Raw genomic sequence first — 16,312 nt, 5'->3', positions numbered from 1 at the left:
GGTAGCTGGGTGTTTTTTGTGAAGCTAAGCCGAAGCTTTAGAATGGGTAGTTAGCAAGAGTTTGACCAAGTGCTTGTAAATGGTCTAATTGGCACTCAAGTTCGCTGGCTATTTGCTCTGCATTTCTTCCGGAACGGGAGAGTCTGATAGCTTCACGGACGACAAGACAGGCTTCAAGTTCACGTACGCTCATCCCCAGAATGGCTTCGATTGATGATAGGTCTTCATCAGAAGCGGGTGAGCGCCTTTGAAGCAAGTTTCTCAGTACAGATTGCTGTTTGTCAGTAAGAGTAGGGCAAAGTTGCTGCGTAACAGGTGAAAACTTCGCCGTTTGATCAACTATGACTGCGAGTATCCGTCCTATAGGGCTATGATTGGTTTGAGACTGCTCTTTAGTTTGGCTCAGCTCTTGCAGTAAAGCGTCCAGAAGTGGTGTTACAGTCACAAAGCCTGCTTGCTGACACAGCGGTTGCTGGAGGCGGGCAGAGAAATGAATCATGCTATAGCGACAGCCCGGTAATACGGTTAAAGCATGAAGACACTCAAAGGGTACCCAAAATCCGCTACCCGCGGTTAATGCGAATTCATGTTTGCCCAGCCGTAACAGAGCGACGCCTGCATTGACGGTAATCAGGTATGCGGTAACATTTTTTCTGCGAGCGCCCACGGCCAGCAGGGACTGTTCAGCCTTTGTATATTCAATTGCCTGGTTCATGTTGTTCCTCTGAGTCAAAGCCCGCACATAGTGTTCGGTTTTACCTTCGGGGTCAAGATGGTCTGAGTCGGGCTCAGTAGGAAGAAAGTTTGTTGGTCAGACCTCCAACCATTAAACTGTTTGGGGCCGATCATTGGGTAATCAATCAAATCTGCGTAGAATGGCGCGATTTTAAAATTAGATGAAGCAACATAGTGCAAACAAATAACGATATTTATAAAGATATACGCCCCTACAATGACGATGAAGTCAGTGGGGCGATTCAACGCTTAATCAATGATGACGAATTCATCAACGCTATCCTCAACTACCGGTTTGCACAGCTATCTGGTGTGTTTGGCTGGCTGTTGCGCCCATTGATTAAACGCTTTCTTGTCCGTAAATGGTCAAGTGTTAAGACAGTAGAAGACGTTCAGCTGCAAGTGGCCAAGTACATGGCTGCGACGATTGAACACTCTTGTGACGGCGTCACCCATTCTGGGTTAGACAAACTGGATCCTAATAAAGCGTATCTGTTCATCTCCAATCACAGAGATATCGCCATGGATCCGGCAATGGTGAACTGGTGTCTTTACCACAATAACCTGAACACAGTCCGTATCGCTATTGGCGACAATCTTCTGAAGAAGCCCTGTGCGACAGAACTGATGCGTTTAAACAAAAGCTTTATTGTGAAACGTTCAGTGAAAGCGCCGCGTGAAATGATGAAAGCACTGGGTCTGCTGTCAGATTATATTGCCAATTCTATCGAAACTGGTCACTCGATCTGGATTGCTCAGAAAGAAGGGCGAGCAAAAGACGGAAACGATAAGACTGATCCAGCGTTGCTGAAAATGTTTTACATGGAAGGACGCAAACGGAAACTGTCTTTTGCCGAATTCATGACTCAGCTTAATATTGTGCCTGTGGCCATTTCTTATGAGAATGATCCCTGCGATTTAGCTAAGGCAAACGAACTGAATGCCAAGCAGACAACGGGTAGCTATGAGAAAGGCGAGTTTGAAGATATCGAAAGCATTGTACAGGGCATAGTCGGAGAAAAACGACGTGTTCATGTGAGCTTTGGCGATGTGATAGAGCAACCGTTTGAAACCCCAGAGCAACTGGCTGATGAAATCGACCGTCAGATAACGGGTATTTACCACTTGTTCCCTGCAAATTATATTGCTGCCGGTATTAAAGACGACTCAGTCACCGAAAGTGAAGAAGCGAAGTTTAACAGCAAGCTGGTTTCTCAACCGGAAGGCGTGGCAGACATCATCAAGAAAATGTATGCATTCCCGGCGTTGAAAAAACAGGGATAAATTCACCTTTTTTTCTGTATGGAGCTGTGGTTCAGAACTTGCCGTCCTCATTAGAGGCATTTAATGTTCTGACCACAGTCTCTGGCGAAATGACTTCAACCCGGCTGTTCGACCCGGATGTTGCCGGATCGCCGTTGCCTTGGGCAACAACCTGTATGCGTTCTTCTTCAATCCCAAATACAGATGCAATATAAATGGCTACACTGAACGCCCGTTCATACGATAACGCCATATTATCTTCTTCGTTCTCACTCTCTGAACTGTGACCAATGATGATTACGTTACTGTCAGGATGCTGCCTGAGTCTGACTGCAATGGGATCGATTTTCAGCTGTTCGCGTTGCGGAATTTCAAAGCTGCCTTTGTCAAAAAAGACGGTGTCACTGACTTCAGGAATTTCTGTAAGGATTGCTTTTGGTGGTGGCGGCGGTTCTGCAACCTCTTCAACCGTTGCCGGCGTACTGGTTACTGCCGGAGACGGTTCAGTTTCTTCCTGAGTGGCACAGCCAGCCATGATCAGTACCCCTGATAAAAGTATGATGTGAAGAGGTTTTTCTCGAATGTAGGCTGAAAGAGTTAACATGGCTGCTCACCTGTAAGAACTACCTATAGGTGTAGAACAGTAAGTCAGGTTCCTCAACTGCAGTTCTAAGACGTGGCAGCACAGAGACTACTGGCGAGGTTGGAAAGGATGGCTGGTCATCCATTCTGCCATAAAGTCGATAAAGGCTCTTACTTTTGGGGCCAGGTACTTGTGACGCGGATAGACAGCGTACATGGGAAGCGCTAATTCTGGCTTCCAGTCTGCTAACAGCTGGGTTAACAGCTGAGTTTCTAATTCATCGTGGATCAGGTAGGTGGCCAGATAGGCGATACCTGCTCCTGCTTTTGTTGCTTCTAAAACAGCGGGCGCATTATTGATTCGGTAGCTGCCAGTGACCCTGACTGACTCTTTTACGCCTTCTTTTGAAAAGTCCCACTGGACATATTTTCGATCCCGGCTTTCATAGGTGATGCAATTGTGCTTGCGTAAATCAGCAGGAGTTTTGGGTTCGCTGTGCAGGGCGATATAGTCCGGAGAAGCGACAACGATGAATTCGCAATCGACAAGTTTTTTCGCAACCATGCCTTCAGGCGGGTGCTCGTGAATAGCCAGCCAGCAATCAAAGCCTTCTTCCAGCAGGTTAGGACGATGATCAAAAAGACTGATTTCCAGCTCAAGTTCAGGATGAGCTCGCTGAAAAGCGACCATTGCGGGGGTGATATTGGTGTTCCCAAATGACTGGGCGACACCTATTCTGAGTACGCCTTTTATTTCATTTCTGTACCCGGCAACCAAAGCCTCTGCTTCTTTTACGGTATCAAGCAGTTGCTGTCCAAATTCAGCATATTGCAAGCCAATATCCGTAAGGGCAACAGTGCGTGTGCTGCGCTGAACTAATTGACAACCCAGGCGTTCCTCAAGGAATCGAATTTGCTTGCTGACTTGTGATTTAGAAATGCCAAGGCGTTCAGCGGCACGTGTGAAGTTCTGTTCGTGACTGACAGTGGCCAGGATCACCATTTGTTGCAAATTTTCTAACATCAAGGGTTTACCTGTAATATTTCATACATAAAGAAGAGATAAAATTGTCATATTTAGTCTCACTGTTTGCTAGTGTAAACAATCACAATTTGATTCGGTAGTTATGATCCAAGATTCATTTAAAAGAAGATTAGTTTCTTCACTTGAACCCGTATTGCAGGTGTTCTGTTCATTTCTTATTTTAGGGTTAGGCAGTTTTGGTGGGCCAGTTGCTCATATCGGCTATTTCCAGCGATCATTTGTACAGAAGAAACAGTGGCTATCAGATTCTGAATTTTCCCAGGCTACGGCGCTATGCCAGTTCTTACCTGGACCTGCAAGCAGCCAGCTAGGCATGTTTATTGGGTATCGTAAGGCCGGTTATGTGGGCGCGCTGGCGGCATTTATCGGTTTTACTTTGCCCTCTGCAGCTTTGTTAACAGTGCTCGCCGTTCTGGAGAACAGAGACTACCAACCAGAATGGGTATATCAGGTTATTCAGGCGGCGAAACTGCTTGCGGTTGTGGTTGTCGCTGATGCTTTGTTCAGCATGATTAAGAAAAGCCTGACAGATAAACTGACCGTTTGTATTGCAGTATTAGCAGCAATCAGTGTCTTTTTTACTAATGGATTAAGCGGCCAGTTGTTACCGATACTGCTGGCTGCAGCCACGGGGTTCCTCCTGTCCCTCATGCAAAAAGAACCGACGGACAAAACGATGCCTCGATCTTCCCCGGGAAAGCCAAATTTCGTCATTCTTGCTGTTTTCCTGGTACTTTTGCTGGGGCTGCCATATCTGGCTGTTCTCTCAAAAGAGTGGGCAGTGTTTAACAATTTCTATCAGGCGGGCAGTTTTGTCTTCGGAGGAGGGCACGTCGTTCTTCCCTTACTGGAGCCTTTAGTCCAGCAATGGATTGATGCAAATACATTTCTGAGCGCTTATGCATCTGCTCAGCTTGTTCCAGGCCCAATGTTTACCATGGCGAGTTATCTGGGCGTAGCGACTTTACCTGAAACTCCTGTTTGGGGAAGTGTTCTGGCAACGCTGGCGATTTTTTTACCGGGCAGTTTGCTTCTTTTTGCCTTTTTACCGGCGTGGCAATCATTATTGCAACATCCCCGTTTACGTCTTTCAGTTAAAACAATTACAGCTTCTGTCGTCGGGTTGTTAGCGGCGGCTTGGGTCGACCCGGTTATTACATCTTCAATAACGAGCGGCTGGGACATATTGGTGATTGTTATCGGTTTCGGTTTACTGAAAAGACAGCTACCAGTATGGTGTCTGGCGATGATATTTATTGGCTATAGTTTTGTTATTTAACATTTTTTCTGAAGTCGCTGTGGATTTCATTATGATCCTTTAGTGCACTATAACTTATCTGTGTGCATTAAAATAAAAGCACTGATACAACACACATTGCACAGTGCTTTTATTACCTAAAGACCGGCTTATCAAATTTGAATCACCAGAGAATGATTCTTGATTTTGAGTTCTGGTCTGGCAGTTTTCAGAAGCGATTGCTTAAAGTCGTCTTCCTGGAGTTTGTAGACAGGTATCTTCAATAGATATTGTCCCACGATCTCAATGAGAGGAGAAAGTACCTGGCTACTGGCAAAGGGACCTAGCGTATTTGGGGTAATATCCAGAGATTCTACTTTCAAATTATTCAGGTAAACAGCCCCTTCACTTTTGTCGTAATAGGGGATCGCACTGAAGTTGACATTGATAGCCACTTTTTGCTGCGGTTGACCCTTGATACTGATATCTGCTTTAGATTTTGCTTCGAGATTAATACGATCCGATGCCGAACGACCGATGCCTACTTTGATGTCGTTAAACAGAACATGAGCCTGAACGAAGCCGCCAAACCCTACCTTTTGCTCTACACGTGCTTGTTTATCAAGGTAATTCTGTACTTCTTGTTCCGTAATACTATAACTGGCACAAGAAGTCAGTAAAACGACAGAAGCGAGGAAACACAGTTTTCTGAATATCATGATCTCTACACTGCTAACTGAATGGGTTAACCCAAATTATGAGTAAAATACAAATGTCTGCCAAGCAATTTGGCAGTAAGGATTTTTGCTTTATGGTTAGGATAAGGTGTCAGAGTTTTGTCAAATGCCGTGAAATGAGAAAAGCCTGGTGTATTACCAGGCTTTATTGGTGTAAAAACAGTCAATTACGCTATTTCGGAAAATAACATCTCCAGGCTGTAATTCTCACGCTGAAGGGCATTTTTCAACTTATTCAACGAGCTTACCTGCAGCTGTCGGATACGTTCACGGGTAAGACCCACTTCCTCTGCCACCTCCTGAAGAGTCTGCGCTTCATAGCCAAGTAACCCGAAGCGACGACACAGTATTTCTCTGTCTCGTTCATTCAGGCTCTTCAGCATAGTCAGAGCGAGAGCATGGATGTCTGATTGATCCATCGAGGCATCCGGAGCGGTCATGTTGGTATCAGCGATGAAAGCAGCGATGGAATTTGAGTTGCTGTCGTCCGACAAAGATTGATCGATAGAAACCACAGGGGTGTCGTAGGACAGGACTTCTGAAATTTCATCTACAGATTTTTGCATTTTTTCAGCAACCTGCTCGTGAGTAGGTTCCTGATTACTGTTTTTCATCAGCTGTTTGTGCGTACGAAGTATGGTATTGATTTCCTTTGATACGTGAACAGGCAAGCGGATGGTTCTTCCCTGGTTGTGGATCGCACGTTCAATGGTTTGCTTAATCCACCAAGTAGCGTACGTCGAAAAACGGAACCCACGTTCAGGATCAAATTTTTCAACAGCAGTAATTAAACCAATATTGCCTTCATCAATTAAGTCGCTAAGCTGCATCGTGCTGCCGCGATATTTCTTAGCGATACTGACCACCAAACGCAAATTACTCTCAATCATGACAGATTTTGCGTGTGGGTCGCCAGCCAGACTTTTACGACTGTATTGAACTTCTTCTTCTTTACTGAGTAGTGATTTATGCGAGATTTCCTGCAAATACAAATGAATAACATCAGTATCAAAGCTACTTACTTCCTGTGTATTGACATCCATATCTGGTCCCCTCTACAAGGTTTGAGCAAGCTAACTATTTTTTCGTGTTTTTATTGCAGTACCAGAAAACACTAACACACAGATGTTACACAATCTATTCACAGGAAACACAAAGTTGCCATAAAGGTATACTTATTTGTTATTAGGCGATTTGAATTTCATCGCTTTTGTTCTTAAAAGGAATAATTAACCTGAGTGTCAATATTCATTCCCGTCGCTAATTTCAGCACGAGATGCGAAATTCTTGATTTTTTATGAAATTTGATGCTTTATATTCTCTTACGCTCGGTGTGATTTCAGTCGTTAATCAGATAAAATTACCCCTGATTAACCTTTGTTTTGTTATGGTCTTCTTGTAAAAAATCAAGTGCTCACAACTTTAAGGTGAAGATAAAAATGGAGTTTCAAACACTTTTACTTTTTGCTCTGGCCTCAATCAGCCTTAACTTAGTACCGGGGCCAGATGTTATCTATATTGTGTCGAACGCTATGCGTGGAAAGATGCAATTGGGCATTCAAGCGGCTCTGGGACTAGGAATAGGGTACTTGGGACATACGCTGGCTGCTGTGCTTGGGCTTTCAACGATTATACTCAGCTCAGCTTTCTTATTTAGCGTAATAAAATACTTAGGGGCAGCGTATTTACTCTATTTGGGTATTTCGTCGATTCGAAACAGTATCCGTGGTAAGAGTCAACTGACAGCTTCCGCACCAGTAAAATCAACATCGAATGTGTTTATGCAAGGCGTGATTGTTAGCGTTCTGAATCCTAAAGTTGCCTTGTTTTTTCTGTCTTTTCTGCCTCAATTTATTGATGTCAGCGCTGGCCAGGTCACAATACAACTTTTGACCCTTGGCTTACTGTTCAGTGTTTTAGCCACTTGTATTAACTTACTTTACGCCATGTTGGGTAGTTTTGTTTTTGGTAACCCTAAAATGTCAGGTTATGCGAAAGCGATTGAGGGTGTTTCTGGTGGTTTACTGGTTGCCTTAAGTGCCAAAGTGGCACTGACGCAGCGTTGATCAATCCTGAATATTAAGGTGGGAAGATGTTAAAGAAAGGATACTGTGTCGTTCTGACCACTTTTTCAGATGATAAGGTGGGTGAGGCAATTATCCATTCTCTGCTGAACAAACATCTGGCTGCCTGCGTTCAGGTGCAGAGTATTGACAGTTATTACCACTGGAAAGGCAAAATCCAGTCTGACAAAGAAAAACTGGTTGTCATTAAAACAACTCAAGACAGGTATTCAGAAGTCGAAGCCGATATCCTGGCGAATCATAACTATGAAACGCCGGAAATCATTTGCCTACCCATTGAAGCCGGTTATCAGGCCTATCTCGATTGGGTGCGCGTAGAGACGCACCCTTGAGCTGATCACATTCACATCGAGCGATAATTGGGCCCGCTACCGCCTTCTGGTGGAGTCCAGATAATGTTCTGGGACGGATCTTTTATATCGCATGTTTTACAATGAATGCAGTTTCCGGCATTGATTTGAAATCGTTTCTGTCCGTTATTTTCTACAATTTCATACACGCCCGCCGGACAGTATCGCTGGCTAGGCTCGGCATACTTGTCCAGGTGCATTTTTATCGGCAACTCTTTATCTTGCAGTATCAAGTGGCATGGCTGGTTTTCATCATGTTTAACAGTTGATAGAAAAACAGATGAAGTTCGGTCAAAACTGAGTTTTCCGTCCGGTTTAGGGTATAAAAGCGGTTCAGTCTGATTGGTCATTTTCAGGGTTTGATAGTCTTGTTTATCATCCCGAAATGAAAACAGGCTTTTTTTCAGAATATTAAATTCTAACGTTGCGATGGCTCCACCAACTAATGTGCCTAAGCGATGCACCTGAGAGGTGAAGTTTCTGGCTTCAAAGAGCTCCTCTTTCAGCCATGAGTCCTCGAACAGCGAAGAATAATCGGGTGATGTGTGCGAGTGGTTAACGGCTAGCTCCGAAAAAACCGCCTCAGCAGCGAGCATGCCAGATTTCATTGCAGTATGAGAGCCTTTGATTTTTGCACTGTTTAGCGTCCCAGCATCACACCCAATCAGTAATCCGCCAGGAAAGCTTTGCTCTGGCAGGGCATGCAGTCCGCCCTTTGTAATAGCACGTGCCCCGTAAGAAATACGCTCCCCGCCGTTTAACACAGAGGCGAAAACCGGATGGTGTTTCATTTGCTGAAACTCATCAAAAGGGCTGAGATAAGGGTGCTGATAATTCAGGTCGATCACTAATCCGACAGACACAAGGTTATCGCCAATATGGTACATAAAGCCCCCACCTGAGGTTTGGGTCTGGCTGAGTGGCCAACCGGAAGTATGTACGACAAGCCCAGCCCGGTGTTGTTCTGCCGGAATTTCCCACAGTTCTTTAAAGCCAATTGCGTAATGCTGGGGCGCTTTATCTTTATCCAGTTCGAAACGATCTATGACGGCTTTTCCTAAGTGCCCGCGAGAACCTTCAGCAATAAGCGTATATTTTGCTTCAAGTAAGATACCTGGCTGAAAACCTGGTTTTTCATTACCTTGCTTGTCGCGTCCCATATCAGTCGTCATGATCCCAGCCACGGCACCAGAGTCGTTAAAAAATAATTCAGCTGCAGCAAATCCCGGAAAAATGGATACTCCCAGCGCTTCTGCCTGTTGAGCCAGCCAGCGACATAATTCGCCCAGACTGATAATGAAGTTCCCATCATTCTGAAGGGGGGAAGGAACAAGTACTGAAGGGATACAGAACTGATTGTACTGATTGGAGAGCCAATACACCTTATCATCCTGAACCCGGGTATAAAGTGGTGCCTCGCGGCTTTGCCAATCAGGAAACAACTCATTTAATGGTCTGGGTTCAAACAAGGCACCGGATATGATGTGCGAGCCAACTTCCGCCCCTTTTTCGATCACACAAACCGATAACTCCTTTCCACTCTCCTTAGCCAGTTGCATCAGCCGACATGCCGCTGACAACCCCGCTGGACCGGCTCCGACAATGATCACATCAAACGCCATGCTTTCTCTTTCCATGCCCCATGTCCCTTTGTATTAAGACTATGAGTAACTGTAGTCCAGTTGACGTAAACGTAAACCCGAACCACACTCAATGCAAAAGACATCTCTCGGCTTTTGAATGCCCGATTGGGAACTTTTCAATCAGGTATCTTGCCGTACTTCTTCATTAACATATTGATTTGCAAAGGAGCCGCCAGTGAAAGTGTTAGTCGCAATCAAAAGGGTGATAGACCCGTATGTGAAGATTCGTGTTAAATCCGACGGCTCAGGCGTTGAACAGCATAATGTTAAAATGGCCATTAATCCTTTTTGCGAAATTGCCATAGAAGAAGCGGTTCGCATGAAAGAATCCGGCTCGGCCAGTGAGGTGGTTGTAGTCAGCGTGGGTGAAACGAGCTGCCAGGAACAGCTCCGTACTGCTTTGGCACTTGGCGCAGACAGAGCAATTCACATTGATAGTGCCGCACAAGCTGAGCCTCTGAATATTGCACGCATTCTTCACGCCCTTGTAAAAAGTGAATCGCCTGATCTGGTGATTATGGGCAAGCAGTCAATTGATTCAGATAATAATCAAGTCGCTCAAATGTTAGCAGCCATGTCTGGCTTTCCTCAGGGGACTTTTGCCTCAAAGATTGAAGTAGATAACGGTTTCATCAAAGTAACACGAGAAATTGATGGCGGCTTGGAAACCGTCAAGTTACGGCTGCCTGCGGTAGTCAGTACAGATCTCCGGTTGAATGAGCCCAGATATGCCTCATTACCCAATATCATGAAAGCGAAGCAAAAACCGTTAGATGTTATCAGCTTGGATGGCCTTGGTGTGACGCTGTCACAAAACCAGGAATTACTGGCAGTTTCATCACCACCTGCTCGCCAGGGGGGCACAAAAGTAAGTTCAGTCTCTGAATTGGTTGATAAACTAAAAAATGAAGCCAAGGTGATCTCATGAGTGTACTTATCATTGCAGAACACGACAATCATACGTTGTCACCTGAAACATCCAAGGTGATAACTGCAAGTCAGTCACTGGAGAGCGACTGTCAGGTATTGGTAGCGGGTTATCAATGCCAGGCTGTTGCAGAGCAAGCCGCTGGCATTGCGGGTGTGAGTAAAGTACTTCTGGCCGATCATCCTGTGTACACGCATTGGCTGGCTGAAAATATGTCAGCGGTTATCGCCGAACTATCAGCCGATTATTCTCACTTACTGATGGCAGCAACGACAACCGGAAAAAACATATTACCGCGTGTTGCCGGTCTTCTGGATGTTGGATTACTGGCCGATGTCGTCAGCATCGAGTCTGCCGATACCGTAATCCGACCGATATATGCAGGGAATGCACTAGCCAAAGTGAAGTCGCTAGATAGTAAAAAGCTGATTACTGTGCGTGCTTCAGCATTTACCTCTTCAGCAACAAGCGGGGCAGCGGCCCCAATTGTCGAACTAGAAAAAGTGATCGAATCACCGAACTCTGAATATGTGTCCAGTGAAATTACGCAAAGTAGCCGCCCAGAATTGCCAGCTGCGCGTGTGGTGGTTTCCGGTGGCCGGGGGCTTGGAGATAAAGCACATTTCGCAATGATAGAAACGCTGGCGGATAAACTTGGCGGCGCTGTGGGGGCTTCCCGAGCGGCTGTCGATGCGGGCTTTGTGTCAAACGATCTACAAGTTGGGCAGACCGGTAAAATTGTTGCGCCAGAGCTGTATATTGCTGTTGGTATTTCAGGAGCAATACAGCACTTGGCTGGGATGAAAGATGCGAAAGTGATTGTCGCCATCAACAAAGATCCTGATGCTCCAATCTTTGATATAGCTGACTATGGGTTAGTCGGTGACTTGTTTGAGATCTTACCTGAACTCATCGAAAAGCTTTAATGTGAAGGGTCAGAAGTGCGCCCAGACAGTCTGAGCGCATTTCTTTAACGCATACGAAAAACGTCAGTTTGCTTATCACTTTGCACTTCCGCAAAACTGCGGACGAACGGACCTTGTGCCAATATACGAGGCGACAATGTTTGAATACGCTGCTTCGCTTCTTGTTTAGTGGCAAAATCGCCATAAATAACAGCGTACCAGCTCTTACCTAAACTATGTTTCCAGTTAACCCAAATTGGATCCTGCCCTGGGATTTCCCGCAGATAACCGCGAATATCTCTTTCTTCACTCAGAGCCAGCACCTGAATAGTGTAACGATTAGGGTCTAAATGCCCATACGCTTCTTCTGTTGTCATTTTTCCGACGCACTGCCCAGTGTGATACTGCTGGTCAGGCTGTAAAGCACAGCCACTGAGCACGACCAGTGCTAAAATCATGATGATTTTTCGCATTTTCATTCTCCAATTCCAATCCCTGTCACCAACAGGCGGCCAGTTTAGCAATAAGATAAACTGGTGATCGGATAAATCCCTAAATTAGCGTTGAGTTTGTTGTTTTTTAAAGCAGACTTGCCCGTTTTTTTGCAAATATGTAGCAGCATGAGTGCTATGAGTGCAAGAATACCATGGTACTGTATATAAAAACAGTACCATCAACATCGCTTCAGTGTAAGACAAAGATTTATACATTTTATTTCGGTATTTCAGTGCATTAGAAACACTCTGAACTTTTCAGAGCCATGCCGCATTTTTTCTCTGTTCAGTACGCCAATAACCTTTTATACTGTTTTTATATACAGTATGAGTTGAGAGGGTAACAATGGCTGTATTACCTTTGTTTATTGAATCTGTTCGGTGCGGCTTTCCCTCACCAGCTGAAGGGCATGAAGAATCACTGGAACTGATGGATTATCTCATTCGCCATCCCAATGCCACTTTTGTACTGAAAGCGTCTGGTGAGTCTATGACGGGGGCCGGCATTTACGATGGCGATTTATTAGTTGTGGACCGTGCTGAAGCTGTGCTGCCGGGCCGGATTGTCATTGCCCGTATCTTCGATGAGTTCACATGTAAGCGTCTCATTCGACATAACAATACCTGGTGGTTAAAAGCTGAAAACCCGGCGATGAAGCCATTTCCTATGCCGGAGGACTCTGAAATTTTTGGCGTGGTTACACGTAATATTCATAACTTGCTGGAGCGCTAATGACTCAAACAGTATCAGGAAACAAGGATCAGGTTTGGGCGCTGGTTGATGTTCAGAGTTTTTATACAGCCTGCGAGCAATTATTTGACCCCAAACTAGCAAACAAGCCTGTTGTGGTGCTTTCAAATAACGATGGCTGCTGTGTTGCTATTAATGCACAAGCAAAAGCGGCAGGGATAAAACGTGGGGCAGTATGGTACAAAATTGAGCGAGAAGCTAAACACGCAGGTGTTGAGGTACGCAGTTCAAATTACAGTCTGTATGCTGATATGAGCCAGCGTTTTATCGACGAGTTGAGGCAGTTTTCTCCTCAGGTTGAGCAATACTCCATTGATGAAGCGTTTATACGCTTAGACGGTTTAGCAACTGAAACACTGACAAGTTATGGAAAAAGTATTGTAGAAGTAATCAGTAACAGGCTTGGTTTAGCTGTTCGTGTTGGCATTGGTACTTCACCGACATTGGCGAAACTTGCAAACAATGCAGCCAAACGCTACGAAAACAGAGTGCATGGCGTGCTTCATATTCAAACAGAACGGCAAAGACAGTGGTTGCTGGAAAGAATGGATGTTCAGGAAGTGTGGGGGATTGGAACACGATTGGCCACCCGACTGAAAACCAGTGGTATAACAACAGCGTGGCAATTAGCAAATCAGGATGTTGCGTTTATGCGTCAACTCTGGAATGTAGGCCTAACTCGTACAGTATTAGAGCTCCAGGGAATCAGTTGCATTGATCCAGGAGATATTGATGTAACGAAAAAACAAATTCTCTCGAGCCGGAGCTTTGGTGTAGGCATTACGGATCAACAAGAATTACAATCAGCTCTTGCTTTCCATTGCCATCGTGCAGGTGAAAAACTGAGAAAACAGGGGAGTCAAGCGTCCTCTGTTGGGGTTTATATACGAACAAATCGCTATAAACAGTTACCTCAACACAATAAAAGCAGTATGGAATCCTTGGTTTGTCCGACTCAGGATACACAAAAACTGATCATTTCTGCACAAGCGCAGCTGGCTAAAATGTATCGTCCTGGTTATTCATATCAAAAAATTGGCGTCATGCTGAATGAGCTTAGCCCTGTGAGTCAGAACAAACTTCAGCTAGACATGTTTAGCGGAGATGCGCTGCAAGAAAGCAAACGCCGCGATCTCATGCTCATCACCGACAGGCTCAATACGCGCTATAAGAATGGCCTTAAACCGGCATCCGTTATCGCAACCAGCAATTGGCACATGCGGCAAGCCTTCCGATCCAACCGATGGACAACTATGCTGGACGAAATACCAATGGCAAAGTGTTAAGCATCATTTGTAGTGCTGGTATAACCTTGCTTAATCAACGTCATAGGCCATGACAGAGGCAATAGAAATATCACGGGCAGTGATAAGTTAACTCGACATTTATACTTTGCAGAAAATAGACACTTTAGCTTTGCGACACCAACATTAGTGCGCATAACATAGATTATGTTAAATTAAAGGTGTGAGAGTCTAACTCATTGGGCTCTCTGCTCCCTTCTATATGACGGCCTCACCAGACAGGTTCACGCAATTTAACCATAACGGTGATTTACCATAAAATAGGTAATTCACACTTGTATTTAAGTCCTGCTGCAAATTGTCAGTTTGCCTGGCTCTTCAATGTCAGGCGGAATTACCTAAGACCAACGAACGCCAATGAGTTCGTCGGGATCTCTTAAAGTGCGCAGGCAATCTTGTCGGCGTGTATACGTTGTGAATTCAGGTTGCGCTGATTAGATCCTGGTTGGCTGCTGAAACCAGGATTGCCAGACTGATGTAAGTCTCTCAGCCACCGGCTAATTTTACCGTGTGTCCCTTTTTCTCAAGGGTGGTTTTGATGAGATCGCGTTTATCACCCTGAATTTCTATGGTTCCATCTTTTACAGAACCGCCGCAGCCACAGACTTTTTTTAACTCAGCGGCCAAAAGCTTGAGCTCAGCATCATTCATATCCAACCCTGTGACAATACAGACTCCCTTTCCTTTACGGCCTTTTGTCTGGCGCTGAATTCGTACCACGCCATCGCCTTTCAGACGTTCCGGGACTGTTTTCTCTTCTTTAATTCTGCCTGCATCTGTTGAATAGACTAATCGGCTGTTATCACTCATGAAATTGACCCCAATAACTGCTTTAAAAGTGTGACCTGGCCATCAGGTTGAATATAGAAGCTTGCGACCAGGCTAAGCCCGAATATTATCAATAAATAGGCCTCTAACGGAAACGCATATGATTCATAATATAGTTTTTGACTTTGGTGCTGTGCTGTTTGATTGGAACCCGCACAAAATCGTCTCTACTTTCACTCAGTCAACTTACGAACAAGACATACTACTGACACATGTACTTCAGCACCCTGACTGGTTGGCTTTGGATCGCGGTACAATGTTGATGGCCGAGGTTATCCCTAAATTTGCTGCTCGTACCGGTTTTCCAGAGGCAAGAATGGAAGATTTCATCGATCACATTCAAAACAGTCTGACTGTGATCGATGCGTCGAAAAACTTACTTGAAGACTTACTGGAACAAGATTTTAACCTGTACTATCTCACGAACATGAGTAGCGCCTTTTTTGACACGCTCAACGATAAGCATGATTTCATTTCATTGTTCAATGGTGGTCTGGTTTCTGCTAAAGAGCTATTGATGAAGCCAGAACCTGAAATATTCCAATCACTTATGTTAAAATACGCGTTTAGTCCAGAAGATACGTATTTTATCGATGACAATGAAGACAATGTGCTTGCGGCCAGAAAGTTGGGCATAACAGCCATTCGTTTTTCACCCACACCTGCTTGTTATCAACAGATTCGCTCAGCATTGAGACTAAAGGTTGATTAGCTGAACCTAAGCTTACCTCATCAGACCTTTAACTTTAAGCTGAACAAACATACGTAACTTATGTTTATAGTGATCATATTTACGATTGGCACTTTTTTGGAGGTTCCGTGAAAAAAGCATTGATTCCGTTAATGTTAGTTGTATTTGCATTTAACAGCCCCTCTTCCTTGGCTGACAGTCGACCTCTCGAAAAAAAATCCATTGTTGGTCAGGTTGAAACTATCAACGTCCAGGATTTAGAACTTGAATATAAAGCCCGAATTGATACTGGCGCGAACACGTCTTCGATCAATGCTTACGATATCCGTATATTAGGTGATAAAAGCGAGGATATGCGTGAAAATCTAGGCAATATGGTGGAATTCAAGACAAAAAATGAAAAAGGTGAAACAACCACCCACAAAGCCAAAATAGTTAAAGTCAGTAAAATCCGTAATGCTCAAGGTGTTGAACGCCGTTATGCAGTAAAAATGGATTTAAGCTGGAACGGTGAGCATAAACAAGTCACAGTAAACTTGCGAAACCGTAGTAAGCTGGAATACAAACTGTTGCTCGGCAGAAACTGGCTGATGGGCGACTATTTGGTTGATGTAGAAAAATCAGATGAAGACGATTAACCTTCTGTATTAGTTAGCTATTTAATGTTTGTTACATGCCGTCTTGTTTATGAGGCGGCTTAGTATATAGTATTTTTTATCAATAAATAAGTTATAG

General features: G+C 44.6%; 18 protein-coding genes. 10 read left to right on the top strand and 8 right to left on the bottom strand.

The features are described 5' to 3' along the window. Window positions 1-37: 37 nt before the first annotated feature. Complete coding sequence (locus tag IFO68_RS00700; protein WP_192013777.1) at window positions 38-715, bottom strand: AraC family ligand binding domain-containing protein; 678 nt, start codon at window positions 713-715, stop codon at window positions 38-40. 194 nt (window positions 716-909) lie between these two features. Between IFO68_RS00700 and IFO68_RS00695 the strand changes: the two genes are divergently transcribed. After that, window positions 910-2,019 (top strand): 1-acyl-sn-glycerol-3-phosphate acyltransferase, encoded by a 1,110-nt coding sequence (locus IFO68_RS00695; protein ID WP_192013775.1) that lies wholly within the window; start codon window positions 910-912, stop codon window positions 2,017-2,019. 31 nt (window positions 2,020-2,050) lie between these two features. Here the strand turns inward: IFO68_RS00695 and IFO68_RS00690 are convergent, their stop codons facing one another. Both IFO68_RS00690 and IFO68_RS00685 read right to left on the bottom strand, forming a co-directional pair. Beyond that, window positions 2,051-2,602: an OmpA family protein gene (locus IFO68_RS00690; protein WP_192013774.1), complete on the bottom strand. Its 552-nt coding sequence runs from the start codon at window positions 2,600-2,602 to the stop codon at window positions 2,051-2,053. 87 nt (window positions 2,603-2,689) lie between these two features. Further along, window positions 2,690-3,604 (bottom strand): LysR family transcriptional regulator, encoded by a 915-nt coding sequence (locus IFO68_RS00685; RefSeq protein ID WP_192013772.1) that lies wholly within the window; start codon window positions 3,602-3,604, stop codon window positions 2,690-2,692. Between the two features lie 103 nt (window positions 3,605-3,707). Here IFO68_RS00685 and chrA point away from each other — a divergent pair, with 103 nt between their 5' ends. Further along, window positions 3,708-4,904: a chromate efflux transporter gene (gene chrA, locus IFO68_RS00680; protein ID WP_192013770.1), complete on the top strand. Its 1,197-nt coding sequence runs from the start codon at window positions 3,708-3,710 to the stop codon at window positions 4,902-4,904. Window positions 4,905-5,035: 131 nt separating this feature from the next. Here the strand turns inward: chrA and IFO68_RS00675 are convergent, their stop codons facing one another. Both IFO68_RS00675 and rpoS read right to left on the bottom strand, forming a co-directional pair. Next, window positions 5,036-5,581 (bottom strand): YceB family lipoprotein, encoded by a 546-nt coding sequence (locus IFO68_RS00675; protein WP_192013768.1) that lies wholly within the window; start codon window positions 5,579-5,581, stop codon window positions 5,036-5,038. A 185-nt stretch (window positions 5,582-5,766) separates the two neighbouring features. After that, window positions 5,767-6,642 (bottom strand): RNA polymerase sigma factor RpoS, encoded by an 876-nt coding sequence (rpoS, locus tag IFO68_RS00670; RefSeq protein WP_192013767.1) that lies wholly within the window; start codon window positions 6,640-6,642, stop codon window positions 5,767-5,769. Window positions 6,643-7,038: 396 nt separating this feature from the next. On the opposite strand from rpoS, the gene IFO68_RS00665 reads away from it, so the two are divergent. Continuing rightward, entirely contained in the window at window positions 7,039-7,665 is a 627-nt protein-coding gene (locus tag IFO68_RS00665; RefSeq protein WP_192013765.1) for a LysE family translocator, read from the top strand. 26 nt (window positions 7,666-7,691) lie between these two features. Beyond that, window positions 7,692-8,015, top strand: a complete 324-nt coding sequence (cutA, locus tag IFO68_RS00660; protein ID WP_192013763.1) for a divalent-cation tolerance protein CutA — start codon at window positions 7,692-7,694, stop codon at window positions 8,013-8,015. Between the two features lie 11 nt (window positions 8,016-8,026). On the opposite strand, the gene IFO68_RS00655 is transcribed toward cutA, so the two are convergent. Next, the gene (locus IFO68_RS00655) at window positions 8,027-9,670 is read right to left on the bottom strand and encodes an electron transfer flavoprotein-ubiquinone oxidoreductase (protein WP_192013762.1); all 1,644 of its coding nucleotides are present in this window, start codon (window positions 9,668-9,670) and stop codon (window positions 8,027-8,029) included. 181 nt (window positions 9,671-9,851) lie between these two features. Between IFO68_RS00655 and IFO68_RS00650 the strand changes: the two genes are divergently transcribed. Further along, a complete protein-coding gene (locus IFO68_RS00650) occupies window positions 9,852-10,604 on the top strand; it encodes an electron transfer flavoprotein subunit beta/FixA family protein (protein ID WP_192013761.1) in 753 nt (250 codons plus the stop codon). Next, window positions 10,601-11,530, top strand: a complete 930-nt coding sequence (locus tag IFO68_RS00645; RefSeq protein ID WP_192013760.1) for an electron transfer flavoprotein subunit alpha/FixB family protein — start codon at window positions 10,601-10,603, stop codon at window positions 11,528-11,530. The genes IFO68_RS00650 and IFO68_RS00645 overlap by 4 nt, the downstream gene beginning before the upstream one ends. A 44-nt stretch (window positions 11,531-11,574) precedes the next feature. On the opposite strand, the gene IFO68_RS00640 is transcribed toward IFO68_RS00645, so the two are convergent. Then, on the bottom strand, window positions 11,575-11,982 hold the full coding sequence (locus tag IFO68_RS00640) for an SPOR domain-containing protein (RefSeq protein ID WP_192013759.1): 408 nt from the start codon (window positions 11,980-11,982) through the stop codon (window positions 11,575-11,577). A gap of 367 nt (window positions 11,983-12,349) precedes the next feature. Between IFO68_RS00640 and IFO68_RS00635 the strand changes: the two genes are divergently transcribed. Beyond that, window positions 12,350-12,736 carry a LexA family protein gene (locus IFO68_RS00635; protein WP_027251321.1) on the top strand — a complete coding sequence of 129 codons (387 nt, stop codon included), beginning with the start codon at window positions 12,350-12,352 and terminating at the stop codon, window positions 12,734-12,736. After that, complete coding sequence (locus IFO68_RS00630) at window positions 12,736-14,040, top strand: Y-family DNA polymerase (protein ID WP_192013758.1); 1,305 nt, start codon at window positions 12,736-12,738, stop codon at window positions 14,038-14,040. Before IFO68_RS00635 ends, IFO68_RS00630 begins: the two co-directional genes overlap by 1 nt. 504 nt (window positions 14,041-14,544) lie before the next feature. Here IFO68_RS00630 and yciH read toward each other — a convergent pair. After that, window positions 14,545-14,868: a stress response translation initiation inhibitor YciH gene (gene yciH, locus IFO68_RS00625; RefSeq protein WP_192013757.1), complete on the bottom strand. Its 324-nt coding sequence runs from the start codon at window positions 14,866-14,868 to the stop codon at window positions 14,545-14,547. Between the two features lie 118 nt (window positions 14,869-14,986). On the opposite strand from yciH, the gene IFO68_RS00620 reads away from it, so the two are divergent. Together IFO68_RS00620 and IFO68_RS00615 are read left to right on the top strand one after the other, a co-directional pair. After that, window positions 14,987-15,598: an HAD family hydrolase gene (locus tag IFO68_RS00620; RefSeq protein WP_192013756.1), complete on the top strand. Its 612-nt coding sequence runs from the start codon at window positions 14,987-14,989 to the stop codon at window positions 15,596-15,598. 107 nt (window positions 15,599-15,705) lie between these two features. Continuing rightward, complete coding sequence (locus IFO68_RS00615; protein WP_237795535.1) at window positions 15,706-16,215, top strand: ATP-dependent zinc protease family protein; 510 nt, start codon at window positions 15,706-15,708, stop codon at window positions 16,213-16,215. Window positions 16,216-16,312 lie beyond the last annotated feature (97 nt).

This window comes from Photobacterium arenosum, from assembly GCF_014841115.1.
GTDB lineage: Bacteria > Pseudomonadota > Gammaproteobacteria > Enterobacterales > Vibrionaceae > Photobacterium > Photobacterium arenosum.
Note: the sequence above shows the minus strand (reverse complement) of the source record. Positions and strands in the feature narration are given on the sequence as shown.